At 73.2% G+C, this 16,652-nt stretch carries 14 protein-coding genes; 3 read left to right on the forward strand and 11 right to left on the reverse strand.

The genetic code is table 11. From position 1 onward, the window contains the following. Positions 1–136 precede the first annotated feature (136 nt). The 4 genes from ACFYX0_RS00795 to ACFYX0_RS00810 form a co-directional block, all read right to left on the reverse strand. Entirely contained in the window at positions 137–1,102 is a 966-nt protein-coding gene (locus tag ACFYX0_RS00795) for an XRE family transcriptional regulator (RefSeq protein WP_388964868.1), read from the reverse strand. 195 nt (positions 1,103–1,297) lie between these two features. Further along, the gene (locus tag ACFYX0_RS00800) at positions 1,298–1,906 is read right to left on the reverse strand and encodes a helix-turn-helix domain-containing protein (protein WP_388964871.1); all 609 of its coding nucleotides are present in this window, start codon (positions 1,904–1,906) and stop codon (positions 1,298–1,300) included. A gap of 311 nt (positions 1,907–2,217) precedes the next feature. After that, complete coding sequence (locus ACFYX0_RS00805; RefSeq protein ID WP_388964874.1) at positions 2,218–2,706, reverse strand: DUF3017 domain-containing protein; 489 nt, start codon at positions 2,704–2,706, stop codon at positions 2,218–2,220. Further along, on the reverse strand, positions 2,696–3,550 hold the full coding sequence (locus ACFYX0_RS00810) for a bifunctional methylenetetrahydrofolate dehydrogenase/methenyltetrahydrofolate cyclohydrolase (protein ID WP_388964876.1): 855 nt from the start codon (positions 3,548–3,550) through the stop codon (positions 2,696–2,698). Before ACFYX0_RS00810 ends, ACFYX0_RS00805 begins: the two co-directional genes overlap by 11 nt. A 269-nt stretch (positions 3,551–3,819) precedes the next feature. On the opposite strand from ACFYX0_RS00810, the gene ACFYX0_RS00815 reads away from it, so the two are divergent. Continuing rightward, positions 3,820–4,479 carry an RDD family protein gene (locus tag ACFYX0_RS00815; protein ID WP_355909215.1) on the forward strand — a complete coding sequence of 220 codons (660 nt, stop codon included), beginning with the start codon at positions 3,820–3,822 and terminating at the stop codon, positions 4,477–4,479. Between the two features lie 149 nt (positions 4,480–4,628). Here ACFYX0_RS00815 and purH read toward each other — a convergent pair whose 3' ends face one another. Beyond that, on the reverse strand, positions 4,629–6,203 hold the full coding sequence (gene purH / locus ACFYX0_RS00820; protein ID WP_388964879.1) for a bifunctional phosphoribosylaminoimidazolecarboxamide formyltransferase/IMP cyclohydrolase: 1,575 nt from the start codon (positions 6,201–6,203) through the stop codon (positions 4,629–4,631). Next, the gene (purN, locus tag ACFYX0_RS00825) at positions 6,200–6,847 is read right to left on the reverse strand and encodes a phosphoribosylglycinamide formyltransferase (protein ID WP_355909221.1); all 648 of its coding nucleotides are present in this window, start codon (positions 6,845–6,847) and stop codon (positions 6,200–6,202) included. The genes purH and purN overlap by 4 nt, the downstream gene beginning before the upstream one ends. A gap of 352 nt (positions 6,848–7,199) precedes the next feature. Between purN and ACFYX0_RS00830 the strand changes: the two genes are divergently transcribed. Beyond that, positions 7,200–7,982 carry a hypothetical protein gene (locus ACFYX0_RS00830; protein WP_388964882.1) on the forward strand — a complete coding sequence of 261 codons (783 nt, stop codon included), beginning with the start codon at positions 7,200–7,202 and terminating at the stop codon, positions 7,980–7,982. A 42-nt stretch (positions 7,983–8,024) separates the two neighbouring features. Here the strand turns inward: ACFYX0_RS00830 and ACFYX0_RS00835 are convergent, their stop codons facing one another. Continuing rightward, positions 8,025–9,623 carry a DUF6350 family protein gene (locus tag ACFYX0_RS00835; RefSeq protein ID WP_388964885.1) on the reverse strand — a complete coding sequence of 533 codons (1,599 nt, stop codon included), beginning with the start codon at positions 9,621–9,623 and terminating at the stop codon, positions 8,025–8,027. Positions 9,624–9,774: 151 nt separating this feature from the next. On the opposite strand from ACFYX0_RS00835, the gene ACFYX0_RS00840 reads away from it, so the two are divergent. Next, positions 9,775–10,569, forward strand: coding sequence for an RNA polymerase sigma factor (locus ACFYX0_RS00840; protein WP_388964888.1), 795 nt, complete (start codon positions 9,775–9,777; stop codon positions 10,567–10,569). 341 nt (positions 10,570–10,910) lie between these two features. On the opposite strand, the gene sucD is transcribed toward ACFYX0_RS00840, so the two are convergent. The 4 genes from sucD to ACFYX0_RS00860 all read right to left on the reverse strand — a co-directional run bounded on the left by sucD (position 10,911) and on the right by ACFYX0_RS00860 (position 16,650). Beyond that, a complete protein-coding gene (sucD, locus tag ACFYX0_RS00845) occupies positions 10,911–11,795 on the reverse strand; it encodes a succinate--CoA ligase subunit alpha (RefSeq protein ID WP_355909232.1) in 885 nt (294 codons plus the stop codon). 21 nt (positions 11,796–11,816) lie between these two features. After that, entirely contained in the window at positions 11,817–12,998 is a 1,182-nt protein-coding gene (sucC, locus tag ACFYX0_RS00850; RefSeq protein ID WP_355909235.1) for an ADP-forming succinate--CoA ligase subunit beta, read from the reverse strand. A gap of 419 nt (positions 12,999–13,417) precedes the next feature. Beyond that, complete coding sequence (locus ACFYX0_RS00855) at positions 13,418–15,184, reverse strand: hypothetical protein (RefSeq protein WP_388964891.1); 1,767 nt, start codon at positions 15,182–15,184, stop codon at positions 13,418–13,420. 257 nt (positions 15,185–15,441) lie between these two features. Further along, positions 15,442–16,650, reverse strand: coding sequence for a hypothetical protein (locus ACFYX0_RS00860; protein ID WP_388964893.1), 1,209 nt, complete (start codon positions 16,648–16,650; stop codon positions 15,442–15,444). Between the last annotated feature and the right edge of the window lie 2 nt (positions 16,651–16,652).

Consider the following 16,652-nt stretch of genomic DNA (forward strand, 5'->3'; position numbering starts at 1 on the left):
CGACGGGTCTTCCCGCAGGTCCGCCCGGCGTTCTCGGCGGGGACGCGGCCTTGTTCCGCACGCCTCCCGGGCACGGGAGGACGGCTTTCCCGGGAACGGGAAGACGGCTTCGCGCGCGCCCCGCGGGTCGTATGCACTACTTCGTGCACCCCTTGCGCCCCGACGCGAGCGTCACGCACGCCTTCGCCGCGGCCGGGTCCTTCACGGACACCATGGGGGTGTAGGCGTCCGTGTCCGCCGCCTCGGTCACCGAACCGGTCTGCCTGGCCGATCCGCTCGCGGACACCTCGACCGTGTCGCCCGGTGCCGCCCGCGTGATACGGGCCCACGCCGCCCCGCACGTCCTGCTGTACCGGACCTCGACGAGGGTCGTGCCCACGGTGGCGGTGGCGGTGCTCCTGGCCTGGGTGCCGCCGCAGCCCATTTTCTCCGGGTCCTTGCCGGTGCAGTCCGCGCCGCCGCATCGGACGCCCGCCGGCAGGTTCGTGCTCGCGCCCGCCGAGGTCGGGGCCGGTGCGGGTGCCCCGGCGGACTCCTTCCCCTCGCCGCCGGTGAGGAGGAAGGCCACCCCGATCACCACGAGCGCCCCGGCCAGCCCCGCGAGGAACGTCACCAGCCGCCGCCTGCGCTGTGCGTCCGGCCGTCCGGCGCCGGGAGGCCCGCCCGCCGTCGGGGGTCCGAACTCCCCTGCCGATCCGACCGTTCCCGGCAGGCCCGTCCGTGCCTCACCCGCGGTGCCCGGGGTCCGAGCGGCCCCCGGCTGCGGCTCCCCGGGCGCGGTGCGCACCTCGGGGATCCGGGCGGCCTGCGTGGTCATGTCGTGGTGCATCTCCGTGCGGCTCCAGGCACGCTCGGCCGGCTCCCACAGGGCGACGAGACGGACGGGATCGGTGCCGGTCGCCTCGGCCAGGGCGACGACGGCGCCCTTCGGCGGGAGCAGCCGGCCGGCCAGATAGCGTTCCCAGGACGTCTTGCTGTAGCCCGTGCGGTCGGCCACGGCGAAGACGCTGAGCCCGCTGTGGTCCACGAGCCGCCGTAGCTGTCCCGCGAACTCCCTCACCTGCGGATCGAGTTCCTCGGGCAGGGCCTTCCAACGAGGCATCGCTTCCCCCCTCATTCCCCCGGTGCGCGCTGAGGCGGTCTCCTGACGGGTGCGGGCGCTCGGGACGCCCCCGGACCGTCCCGAGGAGACACGTTAGCCCCGGCTCAGCGAGCATTCGGGGCCATCCGCGAACTTGTCGACGCATCGGCACAACCGGGACACGGCGGCGACCTCAGCGGTCACACCGGACTCAGGTCACCCGAACGTGACGGCACCGGCGACGGCGACGACGAGCAGCACCAGCAGGGCGAGGAGCGCGGCGAGCAGAAGCCGGCGTCCGGCGGGCCGCCGCGGGGGCTCCGTCTCGGGCAGGTCCCACCACGGAACGGTCGGATCATCCTCGTACTCCCCCGGCACGGGGCCGTCCACAGCTGTGGGTACGGGAGCGGTGCCGGTCGGGGCGGGTACGGGAGCGGTGCCGGTCGGTGGGGTCGTGGAAGCGGAACCCGTCGGGACGGGCATGGGAGCCCCGCCCGTCGGTATGGGCGTGGGGTCGGTGTCCGCCGGTGCTGGGGGCGGGGCGGGCTGGCGGGGCCAGGCGTCCACGGCCAGTTCCCAGCGGACGCCGAAGCGTTCGGCCTCCTCGCGCTTCAGTCCCGCGACCCGGCACAGCGCCGCGACCGCCTGGCGGGGCGGCGGCTGGGAGGCGTTGAGATAGCGCTGCCAGGAGGACTTGCTGTACGCGGTGCGCGCGCCGAGAGCGACGAGGCTGAGTCCGGTGCGGTCCTTCAGGAGCCGCAGCTGTTCCACGAAGTGCCGTACCTCCGGCGGCAGACCGTCCGGCAGCGGCTGCCAGGCGCCCATCGCTCACCCCTCCGCGTCACCCCGACCCAAGCGTCCATTCGTTCGATTGACGGTGTCAGGGGCCGGATCGGTTCCGCCGCTGGGCACGCGGACCATGGCGGAACGGTCACTTCCGTGCCACAGCAGCCCCTCAGGTGTTGAACAGCTCACGCTCGTACACAAGGGTGTTTCCCGGGCGGCCCGGCCGCCCCGGGCGCCCGGCCTTCCACGGGGGAGAGGCCGAGCGCCCCCCTTCGCCCGTACGACGACGGCGGGCCGCCCCTTCAGGAGAAGGGGCGGCCCGCCGTGGTGCGGGGGCGACGGCCGTGGTCTCAGGCGCGGACCGTGAAGTGCAGCGTGTCGTCCAGGAACGGTATCTCCAGCCATGGATCGGGCTGGGCCATCATCGCGAGCAGCACGATGGCCAGGCCCAGGACGCCGTAGGTCACCATGTCGGTGAAACGGGACCGCACGGCGAGCATGCCCACGTCGGGCAGTATCCAGCGCATCGCCGCACCGCCCAGCAGCGCGACGCCGATCAGGATGGTGCCGAGGCGGAACGCGTCCAGCGCGGTCACCAGCAGCCCCAGCCCGACGACGCCCAGCACCACGAGGATCGGCCACTGCCGGGCGGGCGCGGGCGCGTCACCGGGCGCGGCCCGGCCGCCGCCCTCGGGCCGCGCGGTGTCCCGGGTGACCCGCGGGAACCGACGGGTCGTCCGCGGCGGCCGGCCGACGGCGTCGGGGGTGCCGACCGCGTCCCGCACGACCGGCTCGGTCTCCTTGTCCCGGGTGCCCTCGGGCTTGCCGTCAGCCGGCACTGCGCTCCGCCGCCTCGACCACGTTGACGAGCAGCTGGGCACGGGTCATGGGGCCCACACCGCCCGGGTTGGGGGAGATCCATCCGGCCACCTCGGCGACGCCCGGGTGCACATCGCCGACGATCTTGCCCTCGGCATTGCGGGAGACACCGACGTCGAGGACGGCGGCGCCCGGCTTGACGTCCTCGGGCCGGATCAGATGCGCGGAGCCCGCCGCGGCGACGATGATGTCGGCCCGCCGAAGATGCGCCGAGAGGTCGCGGGTGCCGGTGTGACACTGGGTGACCGTGGCGTTCTCGCTGCGCCGGGTCAGCAGCAGCGGCATCGGGCGGCCGATGGTCACACCGCGGCCGACGACCACGACCTCGGCGCCCTTGATCTCGACGCCGTAGCGGCGCAGCAGGGTGAGCACGCCGTTGGGGGTGCAGGGCAGCGGCGCCGGCTCGTTCAGGACCAGGCGGCCGAGGTTCATCGGGTGCAGACCGTCCGCGTCCTTCTCCGGGTCCATCAGCTCCAGGATCTGGTTCTCGTCGATGCCCCTGGGCAGCGGCAGCTGCACGATGTAGCCGGTGCAGTCCGGGTCCTCGTTCAGCTCGCGGACGACCGTCTCGATCTCCTCCTGAGTGGCGGTCGCGGGCAGTTCGCGCTGGATCGACGCGATGCCGACCTCCGCGCAGTCGCGGTGCTTGCCCGCGACGTACTTCCGGCTGCCGGGGTCGTCCCCGACCAGGATCGTGCCGAGGCCGGGCGTGACGCCCTTCTCCTTCAGCGCCGCCACGCGGGCGGTCAGATCGGACTTGATCGCGGCTGCGGTGGCCTTGCCATCGAGAATCTGGGCGGTCATGTCTCCCATCCTCCCGGATGACCCGCCCCCGGTTCCAATCCGGGTGGGAACCGGTGCGGACGGCCGTCGGCGGGCGCTTCCGGCACCGGATGATCATCCACATTGCGACTGCACAACACATGTCTCCGCTGACTGGACAAATCGCCACCGCTGCTAGAACGATGAACGGCGCAGTTCTGCGGTTCATGTTCGGGGGGCAAACCGCTCAGTTCGTGACGTTCCTCCGCGCAATCCGCACCGTCCCCATGCGTCAACGGAGGAAACCGGCCATGAGTTTCGGCTCGCCCAACAACCCCTACGGTCAGCCGCAGAACCCCCAGCAGGGGTACGGCTACCCCCAGCAGGGTCAGCAGCCCGGCTACGGCTACCCGCAGGCACCGGGCGTGCCGCCGCAGGGCGCCTATGGCTACCCGCAGGACCAGGGTTACGCGGGCCCTCCCGCTCCCCGGGTCGCGTCCATGGGCCGCCGGTTCGGCGCCCGTCTGATCGACGGCGCCGTCTTCGCCGTCATATACGCGGTCCTCGCCGTCGTGGGTGTCGCCGGTGCCGTCGGTGAGGCCAAGAACTGCGACCCGAACGCCGCGGACTACAACACCTGCATCAACAACGCCGGCTCGGACTTCGCGGCCAAGTTCGGCGCCATCATCGGCGTGCTTGCGATCATCGGCCTGCTCTACGAGTGGCTGATGGTCGGCCTGGTGGGCCGCACCCTGGGCAAGATGGCCGTCGGCCTGCACGTGGTGAACGCCGAGACGGGCGGGAAGCCGGGCCTGGGCAAGTCGTTCATCCGCTGGATCATCCCGACGGTCGGCTCCGTGCTCTGCGGCATCGGCCAGCTCCTGGTCTACCTGTCCCCGTTCTGGGACAAGTCCGGCCGCCAGCAGGGCTGGCACGACAAGGCCGCGGGCACGATGGTCATCCAGAACTGACCGCACCGCACCGCACGAAAGGGCCGTGTCCCCCCGGACAAGGGAGGCACGGCCCTTGGTGTGTCGTCCCGCGGCGCATGCCCGGGGGGAAATCCCCGGGGAGGCCCGCTTCCGCCCGTTGGCGGCCGCTGGCCCCGCGCCCGCCGGTGTCAGTGGAAGAAGTGGCGCGTGCCCGTGAAGTACATGGTCACGCCCGCCTTCTGCGCGGCCTCCACGACCTGCTCGTCACGGATCGAACCGCCCGGCTGGACAATCGCCTTGACGCCCGCGGCGATCAGGATCTCCGGACCGTCGGGGAACGGGAAGAAGGCGTCCGAGGCGGCGTAGGAACCGCGCGCCCGCTCCTCGCCGGCCCGCTCGACGGCCAGCTTGCAGGAGTCCACCCGGTTGACCTGGCCCATGCCGACGCCGACCGAGGCGCCGTCCTTGGCGAGCAGGATGGCGTTGGACTTGACGGCACGGCAGGCCCGCCAGGCGAACGCCAGCTCCTTCAGTTCGTCGGCGGTGAGCGCCTCGCCCGACGCCAGCGTCCAGTTGGCCGGGTCGTCGCCGTCGGCCTGGAGGCGGTCGGTGGCCTGGAGGAGGACGCCGCCGTCGATCTGCTTGGCCTCCACCCGGTTGCAGGGGCCGTTCGGGGCCTTGAGCACCCGGATGTTCTTCTTCTTGGTGAGGGCCTCCAGCGCGCCCTCCTCGTAGTCGGGCGCCACGATGACCTCGGTGAAGATGTCCGCGACCTGCTCGGCCATCTCCTTGCTGACCGGCCGGTTGACGGCGATGACACCGCCGTACGCGGAGACCGGGTCGCAGGCGTGCGCCTTGCGGTGCGCCTCGGCGACGTCCGTGCCGGTCGCGATGCCGCAGGGGTTGGCGTGCTTGATGATCGCGACGCACGGCTCGTCGTGGTCGTACGCGGCACGGCGCGCGGCGTCCGTGTCCGTGTAGTTGTTGTACGACATCTCCTTGCCGTGCAGCTGCTCCGCCTCCGCGAGGCCGCCGCCGTTGCCGTCGACGTAGAGGGCGGCGGGCTGGTGCGGGTTCTCGCCGTAGCGCAGGGTGTTCTTGCGCTCGTAGGTGGCACCCACGAAGTCAGGGAAGGCGCCCTCGGCGTTCTCGTCGACGGGCGCGTACGAGGACGCGAACCAGGAGGCGACCGCGACGTCGTAGGAGGCCGTGTGCTGGAAGGCCTCCGCGGCGAGCCGCTTGCGGGCGGACAGGTCGAAGCCGCCGTCGCGGACCGCGGCGAGGACGTCGGCGTACCGCTCCGGGCTGGTGACCACGGCTACGGACGGGTGGTTCTTGGCGGCGGCGCGGACCATGGAGGGGCCGCCGATGTCGATCTGCTCGACGCACTCGTCGGGGGACGCCCCGGAGGCGACGGTCTCCCGGAAGGGATAGAGGTTGACGACGACGAGGTCGAACGGCTCGACACCCAGCTCGGCGAGCTGCTGCCGGTGGCTGTCGAGGCGCAGGTCGGCGAGGATGCCCGCGTGGACCTTGGGGTGCAGGGTCTTGACCCGGCCGTCCAGGCACTCGGGGAAGCCGGTCAGCTCCTCGACCTTGGTGACGGGAACGCCCGCGGCGGCGATCCTCGACGCGGTGGAGCCGGTGGAGACGAGCTGGACACCCGCCTCGTGGAGGCCTCGGGCCAGCTCTTCGAGCCCGGTCTTGTCGTAGACGCTGACGAGCGCGCGCCGGATGGGCCGCTTGGTGCTCTCGGCGGTCACTGGATAACTACCTTTCGTCCCTCAATGCGGTAGCCGTTGCGGGCGAGTCGCCCCACGACCTCGACGAGCAGCCTTCGCTCGACTTCCTTGATGCGCTCGTGCAGAGCGCTCTCGTCGTCCTCGTCCCGGACCTCCACCACGCCCTGAGCGATGATCGGTCCGGTGTCGACGCCGTCGTCGACGAAGTGGACGGTGCACCCGGTGACCCTGGCGCCGTACGCGAGCGCGTCCCGCACACCGTGGGCTCCGGGAAAACTGGGCAGCAGAGCGGGGTGGGTGTTGACGAACCGCCCGCCGAACCGCGCGAGGAACTCCTTCCCCACGATCTTCATGAAGCCCGCGGAGACGACGAGGTCGGGCTCGTGGGCCGCGACCGCCTCGGTGAGGGCCGCGTCCCAGGCCTCACGGCTCTCGTGGTCCTTGACCCGGCACACGAAGGTGGGCAGCCCGGCCCGCTCGGCGCGGGCGAGGCCCTCGATGCCGTCGCGGTCGGCACCGACGGCGACGATCTCGGCGCCGTAGGCGGGCCCGGTCTCGGCGATGGCGTCGAGGAGCGCCTGCAGATTGGTGCCGGACCCGGAAACCAGGACGACCAGGCGTTTGGCCGCGGACTCGGAGGCGGTCTCGGCCACGGACTCGGCCACGGCGGGGCCCTTTCTCGGGAGAGCGTTCGTGCGGTCGCTCGGCGAGCGGATGCCCGGGAGAGCGTTTGTATGGTCGTACGAATGCTTCGCGCCCCCGAATACGGGGAAGTCTACGAAGCGGTCGACCGTCAGCAACGATACCGGCACTCCGGACGGCCCCCACGGGACGGGGGCGTGGCCGGAAGGTAGCGTCTGGGGGGAACCGCCCGGGGAAGCGGATCGACGCGGGGGAACGACGCGCCTGCGCCGGACGTTGATCCGGGCAAGAACGCCTGCCCGGGCGTGCCCGCCTCGCGGCACTCTCCGCCGACGAGCCGCCCGCCAGATTCACCAAGGGGAAGACGCACACCTGATGCCGGACCGCAGTCTCCGACTCCCTCCGCTGCTGCTGCGCGAGCGGCGCCCTTCCCCTGTGCCGCCACGGGAGAGCGACGAGACCCCTGGGAACGGGGGTGACTCCGCGAGCGGCGGGCGGGGCCAGGGGACGCCCGCGGACGACAACCCCTTCGCGCCACCGCCGGAGGGCACCCCGGACCAGCCCTGGCGGCCGCGCCACCCGGCGCCCGGCAAGGGCAAGGGACAGGACGGCTCGGACGACGAGGGCGGACGTTCCGGGTGGGGCAGCCAGTGGAGCGACCGGCAGCCCGGACCCGCGTCGGGCGGCCGCTTCGGCGACCGTCCGAGCGGCTCCGGCGGACAGGGCGGCCCCGAGGGACCCGGCGGTCAGGGCCCGGCCCTGCGCTGGGACCCCACGGACCCCGCCCAGCGGCGTGCGCGCTATGCCCTGCTGTCCGGCATGTGGGCCTTCTTCTTCGCGCTCTTCAGCTGGCCGTACGTGGCCCTGCTGCTGGGCGCGCTGGCCGTGTACTGGGGTGCGAGCGCGCTGCGCGCCAAGCCCCGCACCCCCGACCCGAAGAGCTCGGCGCCCCCGGCCCGTCCGCAGACGACGGCGGCGATCAGCGGTCTGGTCACGGCGACCCTGGCGATCGCGATGGTGGCGGCCACGTTCACGGCCCAGCTGGTCTACCGCGACTACTACACCTGTCTGAACGACTCGCTGACGGCCGTGGCGAAACACTCGTGCAACGACCTGCTGCCGAAGGATCTGCGAGGGGTTCTGGGCACCCAGAACTGAGCCGTCGGCCGGCTCCTCGGCGGCAGGGCGCCCCGGGGCCGCTCACGGGTTCGTCCCCGGAGGCGGCGGCGGGGGCTCGTGCCCCCCGAAGTCCGACAGGAACGGGTCCACCTCCCCCGACAGCACCCCGTACGGCTGGAGATCGGGGTCCTCCCACAGCACATGGCCCGGCTTGCGGGCCCCGGCCGGTTCGGGGACCGTCGGCGACGGCACCGAGGGGGCGGGCGGTGCGGGGGACTCCCCTGCCTGCCGGGGCCATGGCCACCGCACCCGCCGCTGACCGCTCCGCTCCGGCCTGGCGCTCCCACGCAGCCGCCAGGCCCGTACGCCCAGCGCCACCGGCAGTCCCGCCGCCACCGTCCAGCCGGCCGCGGCACCGCCCACCTGCCACCCCACCGGCCCGAACCGCGCCAGCCTGGCCACCCCGAGCGACCCTCCCGCCGCCTCCGCGAGGCCGCCGAGCAGCATCCCGCACACCAGCGCCGCCATCGCCGCGGCCGCCGCCGTCCGGCCCGCCGACCACGCCGTGTCCCGGTCCCGCCGCGGCTCCCCGCCCCGGCACGCCGCGCCCGCCACGAACCATCCGACCGTCACCCCCGCCACGGCCGGCACCGCCCCCACCGCCCACGCCAACGGCCCGCCGTCCGCGTCCGGCACCGCCGCCAGCAGCGGAAAGGGGGGCAGGGTCGCCGGGGGCCGGCCCGTCGACAGCGGCCCCATGGCATGCCCCGCCCCCAGGACGAACCCGGGCCCTAGCGCATAGGCCGCGCCCCACACCGCCGCGTTCGGCACCAGCGCCAGGGCCAGCAGCACTACCGCGCACCGGCCCGACCACCCCGCCGTGAGCTGGAGGAACGACGCCCGCGTGGCCGCGCCGTGCCACACCAGCGACGCGCCCACGAGCAGCGCGCCGCCACCGACGAGCGCGGCCGTCCCGGCCAGGGCGGCCCGCACGGAGGCCGCCAGCCACCTCCGGCCCTCGGCGTCCGCCGGCCCGGGCCCGGCCGGGGAGAGCCACGCGAGCACCCGGCGGACCCACACCGGACCGTCCGGCCGCTCGTGCGCCGTCCACACACCGGCCCCCGCCGCGACCACGGTGACCAGCGGCAGGCAGAGCGTGATCCAGGCCCACGACGGCCGCAGGTTCCCGCCCGAGGCGTACAGCGCCGCCACCAGGCCGACCCCGAGGTAGCCCGCCGTCACCCCGGGCCAGGCCGTGCGCGCCGGGACGAGCGGAGCGTCGTCCGCCGCGCCTTCGAGGTCCTCCGCGTCCTCCACGCCGTCCACCGCGTCGCGTCCCGCCCGGTACAGCAGCCACACCGGCAGTACGCCCAGCAGCAGGGGGGTCACGCCGACGGGCGCGGGCACCCCGGAGAGCGTGTCGGTGCGGACGAGGACGACACCGTGCGCCAGCAGCCAGAGGGAGGCCGCGAGGCGCACCGCGCCGCCGGGGCCGTTGTCGGGGAACGGAGAAGTGATCCACAGCAGGATCACGAGCAGGGTGAGCGAGCCGAGCCCCAGCGCGGCGGCGACGGCACCGCCCAGGAGACTGCCGCCCAGCCCGGGCCATCGGTCGCGCGACCGAGTGGGCTGGGGCGACGGCGGGGTGCGGTGGTCGGTCCATGGGGTCACGCCCGCCATGCTGCCAACGACACGCGCTTTCCTGTCGTAACAAGGGAAGCGCCGATGTGTCGCTCAATATACGTTTATGTACTTTTTTACACGGAAGGCCGCAGGCCGCCCTGCGACGCAGGGTTCCGCCTCCCCCCAACCGCGGGGCGAGCGGCCCCCCGTGACGCCCCCGGAGGCCTTCGACGCGTTGTACGAGTCCTGCGTCCCCGCCCTCGTACGGCAGACGTATCTGCTCACCGGCCGCCCCCTGCTGGCTCGCGAATCCGTCGAGCAGGCCTTCCAGCAGGCCTGGCGGAGCTGGCCCGAGGTGGCCGTGGACCCCGATCCCGCCGGGTGGGTACGAGCCGCGGCGCACGACTGGGCGCTCGCGCCATGGCACCGCTTCCGCCCGCGCCACCGGCAGCCCGGCCCGCCGCCCGCCGACCTGGACAACCGCGAGCTGCTGCACGCGCTGCTGACACTGCCGCCCGCGCACCGGCGCACGCTGCTGCTCTACGACGGCGTAGGCCTCGGTCTGCCGGAGGCCGCGGCCGAGACACAGGCGAGCACGCCGGTCGCGGCGGGCCGGCTGCTGTCCGCGCGGGAGGCGCTCACCGCATTGGTACCGGACCAGGCCGCGCCGCCCGTGCTGCGGCACAGGCTGAGCGAGCTGGCCACCGCGCAGCCCCTGCGCGCGGCCAGGCCGCCCACGGTCCGCACCCGGGGCGAGCGGCGCACCCGGCGGTGGACCGCGGCGACCTTCGCCTTCACGACCGCGATCGTCGCCGCGACCACACTGACCCTGCGGGTCGCCGAGGACCACCACGAACGCCCCGTGGCCCGCGGGACGGAGATCCGGGACCTGCCGCCGCCGGGGGCCGAGGGGCCGCTGTCCGAGGAGCAGCAGGAGATCCACGCACTGCTGGAGTCACTGCTCCTTCGCGGGCCGGAACGGCTGGTGCCGGAGGCGCGGTGACAGGTCGTTCGGCGGCCGGCCTGCCGTGCCCCTTCAGCCCACCTGTTCAGCCCGCCTGTTCAGCCCGCCTGTTCAGCCCGCTGCGAGAGGGACGCGTCGATCAGCGTGACGGCCGCCGCTCACGCGTCGTTCGCCGGCCCGAGCCGGACAGCCCCGCAGCGGCATGTCGGCCGGGGGCTCGGCGAACACGGCGCCCGTCTGCACCCGACCGCGTACACGCCCGGAAACGCCGGTGGGCCCGCGCTCCCCGAAGGGAACGCGGGCCCACCCGTGGTTCAGCCACGGTGGCGTTCAGCCGCTCGGGCCGTTCGGCCGGAGCCGCGAACGCCGGAGAGGAGAACTCAGCCGGCGAGGATCTCGCGGGCCAGCTTCGCCGTCTCGGTCGGCGTCTTGCCGACCTTGACACCGGCGGCCTCCAGGGCCTCCTTCTTCGCCTGGGCGGTGCCCGACGAACCGGAGACGATGGCGCCCGCGTGACCCATGGTCTTGCCCTCGGGCGCGGTGAAGCCCGCGACGTAGCCGACGACCGGCTTGGTCACGTTCTCCTTGATGAAGGCCGCGGCCCGCTCCTCGGCGTCGCCGCCGATCTCACCGATCATGACGATGAGGTCGGTGTCGGGGTCGTCCTGGAACGCCTTGAGGGCGTCGATGTGGGTGGTGCCGATGATCGGGTCACCGCCGATGCCGACGCAGGTCGAGAAGCCGAGGTCACGCAGCTCGTACATCATCTGGTACGTCAGCGTGCCGGACTTCGACACCAGGCCGATGCGGCCCGGCTTGGTGATGTCGGCCGGGATGATGCCGGCGTTCGACTGACCGGGGGTGATCAGGCCGGGGCAGTTCGGGCCGATGATGCGGGTCTTGTTGCCCTTCTTGCCGGCGTACGCCCAGAAGGAGGCCGTGTCGTGCACCGCGATGCCCTCGGTGATGACGACCGCGAGCGGGATCTCGGCGTCGATGGCCTCGACGACCGCGTCCTTGGTGAACTTCTCCGGGACGAAGATGACCGTGACGTCGGCGCCGGTCTTCTCGATGGCCTCCTTGACGGAGCCGAAGACGGGTACCTCGGTGCCGTCGAAGTCCACGACCTGACCCGCCTTGCGCGGGTTCACGCCACCGACGATGTTCGTGCCGGAGGCCAGCATGCGCTTGGTGTGCTTCTGGCCCTCGGAGCCGGTCATGCCCTGGACGATGACCTTGGATTCCTTGGTGAGGAAGATAGCCATGGGTGTCTGTGACCTCGTCCCTTACTTCGCGGCAGCAGCCAGCTCGGCGGCCTTGTCGGCCGCGCCGTCCATGGTGTCCACGCGCTGCACGAGCGGGTGGTTGCGGTCGTCCAGGATCTGGCGACCCAGCTCAGCGTTGTTGCCGTCGAGGCGCACGACCAGCGGCTTGTTGACCTCTTCGCCCTTGGACTCGAGGAGCTCCAGGGCCTGCACGATGCCGTTGGCGACCGCGTCGCAGGCGGTGATGCCGCCGAAGACGTTGACGAACACGGACTTGACGTCCGGGTCGCCGAGGATGATCTCCAGGCCGTTGGCCATGACCTCGGCGGAGGCGCCACCGCCGATGTCGAGGAAGTTGGCGGGCTTGACGCCCTTGTGGTTCTCGCCGGCGTAGGCGACGACGTCCAGGGTCGACATGACCAGACCCGCGCCGTTGCCGATGATGCCGACCTCGCCGTCGAGCTTGACGTAGTTGAGGTTCTTCTCCTTGGCGGCCGCCTCGAGGGGGTTGGCGGCGGCCTTGTCGTGGAGCTCCTCGTACTCGGGGTGACGGAACTCGGCGTTCTCGTCGAGCGACACCTTGCCGTCGAGGGCGATGACGTCACCGGAGGCGACCTTGGCCAGCGGGTTGACCTCGACCAGGAGGGCGTCCGACTTGATGAAGGTGTCCCAGAGCTTGATCAGGACGTGGGCCACCTTGTCGGCGACCTCGGCCGGGAACTTGGCCGCGGCCACGATCTCCTGGGCCTTGGCCTCGTCCACACCGTCGATGGCGTCGATCGCGATCTTCGCGACGGCCTCGGGGCGGGTGGCCGCGACCTCCTCGATCTCCATGCCGCCCTCGACGGAGGCGATGGAGAGGAAGGTGCGGTTGGCGCGGTCGAGGAGGAAGGAGACGTAGTACTCCTCGACGATCTCCGGGGCGGTCTCGGCGATCATGACCTTGTGGACCGTGTGGCCCTTGATGTCCATGCCGAGGATGTCCGTCGCACGGGCGACCGCCTCGTCCGGGGTGGCGGCCAGCTTCACACCGCCGGCCTTGCCGCGGCCACCGACCTTCACCTGCGCCTTGACGACAGACTTGCCGCCCAGCCGCTCGGTGATCTCGCGCGCCGCCTCAGGCGTGTCGATGACTTCACCGGCCAGCACCGGTACACCGTGCTTGGCGAAGAGGTCCCTCGCCTGGTACTCGAACAGGTCCACGCGCTTCCGTCCCTATCAGTGATCTCGCGGTTCGTTGGATGCGTGGGCGTGCCGCGAAGGGCAACGTGACGTCCGCATGTGTCACAAGGGAGGCGCACACGGTGTCCGAGCGCGCGGCATGTCCGTCTCGCAGGTTATCGCCGCTTGCGGTGGGGCTCTAAATCGCAGATCACACCTGAGCGGTGATACCTGTCACACGTGCACAGGACGGGAAGGGTCCCACCGGGTTGGGGTTGGCCCGGTGGGACCCCGTGCCGCCCCGGGAGGGGCGCGGAGCGAGTGGTCCCCACCCCAATGGGGCCACTCGCCCGGTCCACGGGGTTTCGGCGGGGCAGGCCGACGGGTTTCGGCCTGCCCCGGTGCCTCATTCCCCGCGGAGGCGTTCGGACGCCGCACGGCGGTGCCGCGCGGCGTCGGTCTCAGAGGGAGTACGTGCCGTGGTGCAGGTACTCCGGGGTGACGGACGCGGCGACGTCCTGGGCGCCGGTCACCGCGTGGCCGGTCAACGCGCCGCCCGCGGAGCCCGCCGTCCCGGCCAGATCACCGGCGAAGGGCGCCACCGGCCCGGCGACCCCGTGCGCGAAGCCGCCGGCCTCACCGGCGACCCCGTCCGCGAAGGGCCGCACATCACCCGTCACTCCGTAGGCCAAACGGGTGACGCTGTCCGCCACCGGCTGCACGACGGGCCGCACGGTGGCGTTCGCCGTTCGCACAACCTCGTGTGCTGTGCCCAGGGCCTGGTGCGCCGTCTCCACGACCGGGCGCAGCGAGCCGGCCACGCCCTGCGCGAACGGCTGCACCTCGCCCCCGACGCCGTACGCCAGTTCCGACGCGCCCGCGGCCACGCCCCCGGTGAACGACGGAACCCGCGCGGCGGTCCCGACGGTTCCGTCCGCAAACGGCCCCACCTCGCCTGTCACGCCGTATGCCAGCCCCGTCGCGTCCCAGGCGGCCTGCCCGGCGACCGGCACGACGCCGTCCACGGCGGTACGGGCGACCGGCGGCAGCACCGCGGCGGCCGTCGCGTCGACCACCGGGGTGACCGTCCCGTAGGCCGCCGCCTGAGTGTCCGTGGCCGTCCCGTACGCGAGCGTCGCCGCGTGGGCCTGCGCGTGCCGGGCGAGCGGCTGGGCATCCGCGACGGCCCCGGCCGCCAGACCCACCGCGCCGCCGACGGCATGAGCGGCGACCGGCACGACCCCGTCCACGGCGGTACGGGCGACCGGCGGCAGCACCGCGGCGGCCGTCCCGTCGACCACCGGGGTGACCTTGCCGGGAACACTGCCGACCGTGACCACGACCTGCTGCCGCACGCCCATGACGTCACCCGTGAGATGGCCCGGGACCGCGGCTACACCGGCCTGGGCCTCTTCGGCCCGGCCCTGCGCGAGGGCGGTCACGTCCGCCGTACGGCCCTCGGTCCCGGCGAACGTCTGCCGCGCGGCGCCGGTGCCGGTTCCTGCGGTGCGGCCCGCGCCCGCGACCCCGCGGTGTGCCTTCGTACGAACCACTCCGTCGACGCCCTGCGCCTGGGCGCGCGCCGTGTTCTGCACGGCCTGGAGCCTGGTCTGCGCGGCGGCGAGCGCCTGCTCCAGCTCGGGGGCGAAGGCCGACAGCGGGCCGAAGAGGTAGTCGATCTCGTGCTGCTGCGGCGCGGCGGCCGCGTCGGCGACGGTGGCGGCGGCCGTGCCCCGGGTGTGGTCCGCGAGCCCGGCGGCCCGGCCCACGCCGGCGTGCGCGGCACCGCTCGGGTGGGATGCCCGCGCGGCGGACACCTCGGCGTCGACATACCGGCGGGCGTGATCCACGGCGGGCGCGGCCTTCCGGACCTGCGTCCCGGACTGCTGCTCGACCTGTCCGGCCTGGTTCCCGGCCTGGTGGGTGAGGTGGGTGGCGGCCCGGGCGGCGGTGTGCGTGCCGTCCGTGAGGGTGGTCGTGGCCCGGTTCGCGGTGTCGGTCACGGCCGTACCGTGCGTGACCCCGGAGCCGGTGTTCTGCACATCGGTGACGACACCGCCCACGGTGCCGGTGACCGCGCCGACAGTGTCCGCGGTGTCGATGCTCACGTCGGGCGTGGACACGGAGGACGCCGCCAGCTCGTCCGCGCTGGCGACGGCCGAGCCGAGCGCCCAGGCACCGGTGACTCCGGCGGCTATGACGATGGAGCGGCGGATGTTCTTGTTCATGTGTGCGTCAGATCCTTCGGGATTCTGGAATTCCGGGAGTTCGGGACCATCGCTGCCGAGTCCTGTGGCCGGCGCCGGCGCGGGGCCGGCGGATCCATGGGCGATCCGGAGGGACCGGCGGCCATGGAGGTGATCCGGCTGTGCGGCTCGGGTCCGATGGCTTCCGTCCGGGGAGGGCCGCTGAGTGGGGCCCGGACGACGGGCAGACCTGTTCCGCCCCCGCGCGGAAGGTCTCGCGGGGAGGAGGTGCTGCCGCCCTAGCCGGGGAACTCGGGAATGTCCCGGTGTCGGTCCCGGGTCCCGTCCGCGGTGACGACCGCGGTGGCGCCGGGCAGAAGCCGCAACGGCGCCCGGAGGTTCAACGCGACGGCGTGCCCGTCACTGTGTCGCGGCGCCCCGTCGTCGCCGACCGGCTGCGTGCCGGACAGCCCCGACGGCGCATCGCCGGGCGACTGGTGCAGGGGCGCGTGCGCGGTCCGGGAAAGACGGAGCGCACGGTGCGCGTACCGCCCCGCCGCTCCAGCGGCCACGGCGACCCGCGGCCCGGCCTCCCGCCGCTCCCCCGTCCGGTGGTGCTCAGCCTCGCCCGACGCCCGGTCCGCGACCGACGGCCCGGACGGCGTCGACGCTCCGGGCACACCCGGCAGCCCCGTCTCGCCTGGAAGTCCGGGGAGTTCGGGAAGTACGGGGAGCTCGGGCACCGACGGGGCCGAGGGGAGGACGGGGAGGGACGACAGGGAGGGAACCGCCGGGAGGGACAGCCATGGTGACGGCGCGTCCGCCAGCCCCTCGGACACGGTCCGCACCAGGGTGTCCCCCACCGGTCGCACCACCGTGGAGACCACCCGGGTCACGGAGGTGACGCGAGTGACACCGGTGACATGGGTGACATGGATGATGGGGTCGGCGAGCGCGCCGAGCGCCGTGGGTGCGGGTCGGAGGGTGGATGTGGGGCCGGTGCTCGGCGCGGGCCGAGTGGCGGACGTGCGGCCGGTGTTCTGCGTGCGCCGAGCGACAGACGTACGGCCGGTCTTCGGCGCGGGCCTAGTGGCGGACGTGCAGCCGGTGTTCTGCGTGACGTGTGTGGTGGACGTGGAGGGGTGGGCGAGGGAGGATCCCTGCCGCAACGCTCCTCCGACCGTGCTGCTGACGGCCCCTTCGATGTGCAGAACCGTCTGCTGGACCGGTCGCCGCACCTCGGCGTGGGCCGGGGCGCGGGTCGCGGCGGAAGCCGTCGGAGAGGTCGTGGCGGCAAGGGTTCCGTCCGCCGCGTGGGCCTGTCCCTCGCAGAGCAGCCCCAGTGCGAACAACCCGCCCACCAGCACCCCCAGATGCAGCGCACGCCGCCCCGCTGCCGCACGCATCACGCGCAGTGCGGCACCGGCGAAGGGCAGTGCGGCGGGCAGGGTCACGACGGGGAGAGCCTCCGTGCGGCGGAACTGGACGGTACGGGCGACACGGCGCACCG

The organism is Streptomyces sp. NPDC002573 (assembly GCF_042889625.1).
Lineage (GTDB): Bacteria > Actinomycetota > Actinomycetes > Streptomycetales > Streptomycetaceae > Streptomyces > Streptomyces gibsoniae.

Bases quoted from the DNA above. Each gene is read 5' to 3' on its own strand.
- ACFYX0_RS00795 (WP_388964868.1), bottom strand. From the start codon at position 1,102: ATGCCTCGTTGGAAGGCCCTGCCCGAGGAACTCGATCCGCAGGTGAGG.
- ACFYX0_RS00800 (WP_388964871.1), bottom strand. From the start codon at position 1,906: ATGGGCGCCTGGCAGCCGCTGCCGGACGGTCTGCCGCCGGAGGTACGG.
- ACFYX0_RS00810 (WP_388964876.1), bottom strand. From the start codon at position 3,550: ATGACCGCCCAGATTCTCGATGGCAAGGCCACCGCAGCCGCGATCAAG.
- ACFYX0_RS00815 (WP_355909215.1), top strand. From the start codon at position 3,820: ATGAGTTTCGGCTCGCCCAACAACCCCTACGGTCAGCCGCAGAACCCC.
- ACFYX0_RS00830 (WP_388964882.1), top strand. From the start codon at position 7,200: ATGCCGGACCGCAGTCTCCGACTCCCTCCGCTGCTGCTGCGCGAGCGG.
- ACFYX0_RS00835 (WP_388964885.1), bottom strand. From the start codon at position 9,623: ATGGCGGGCGTGACCCCATGGACCGACCACCGCACCCCGCCGTCGCCC.
- sucD (WP_355909232.1), bottom strand. From the start codon at position 11,795: ATGGCTATCTTCCTCACCAAGGAATCCAAGGTCATCGTCCAGGGCATG.
- ACFYX0_RS00855 (WP_388964891.1), bottom strand. From the start codon at position 15,184: ATGAACAAGAACATCCGCCGCTCCATCGTCATAGCCGCCGGAGTCACC.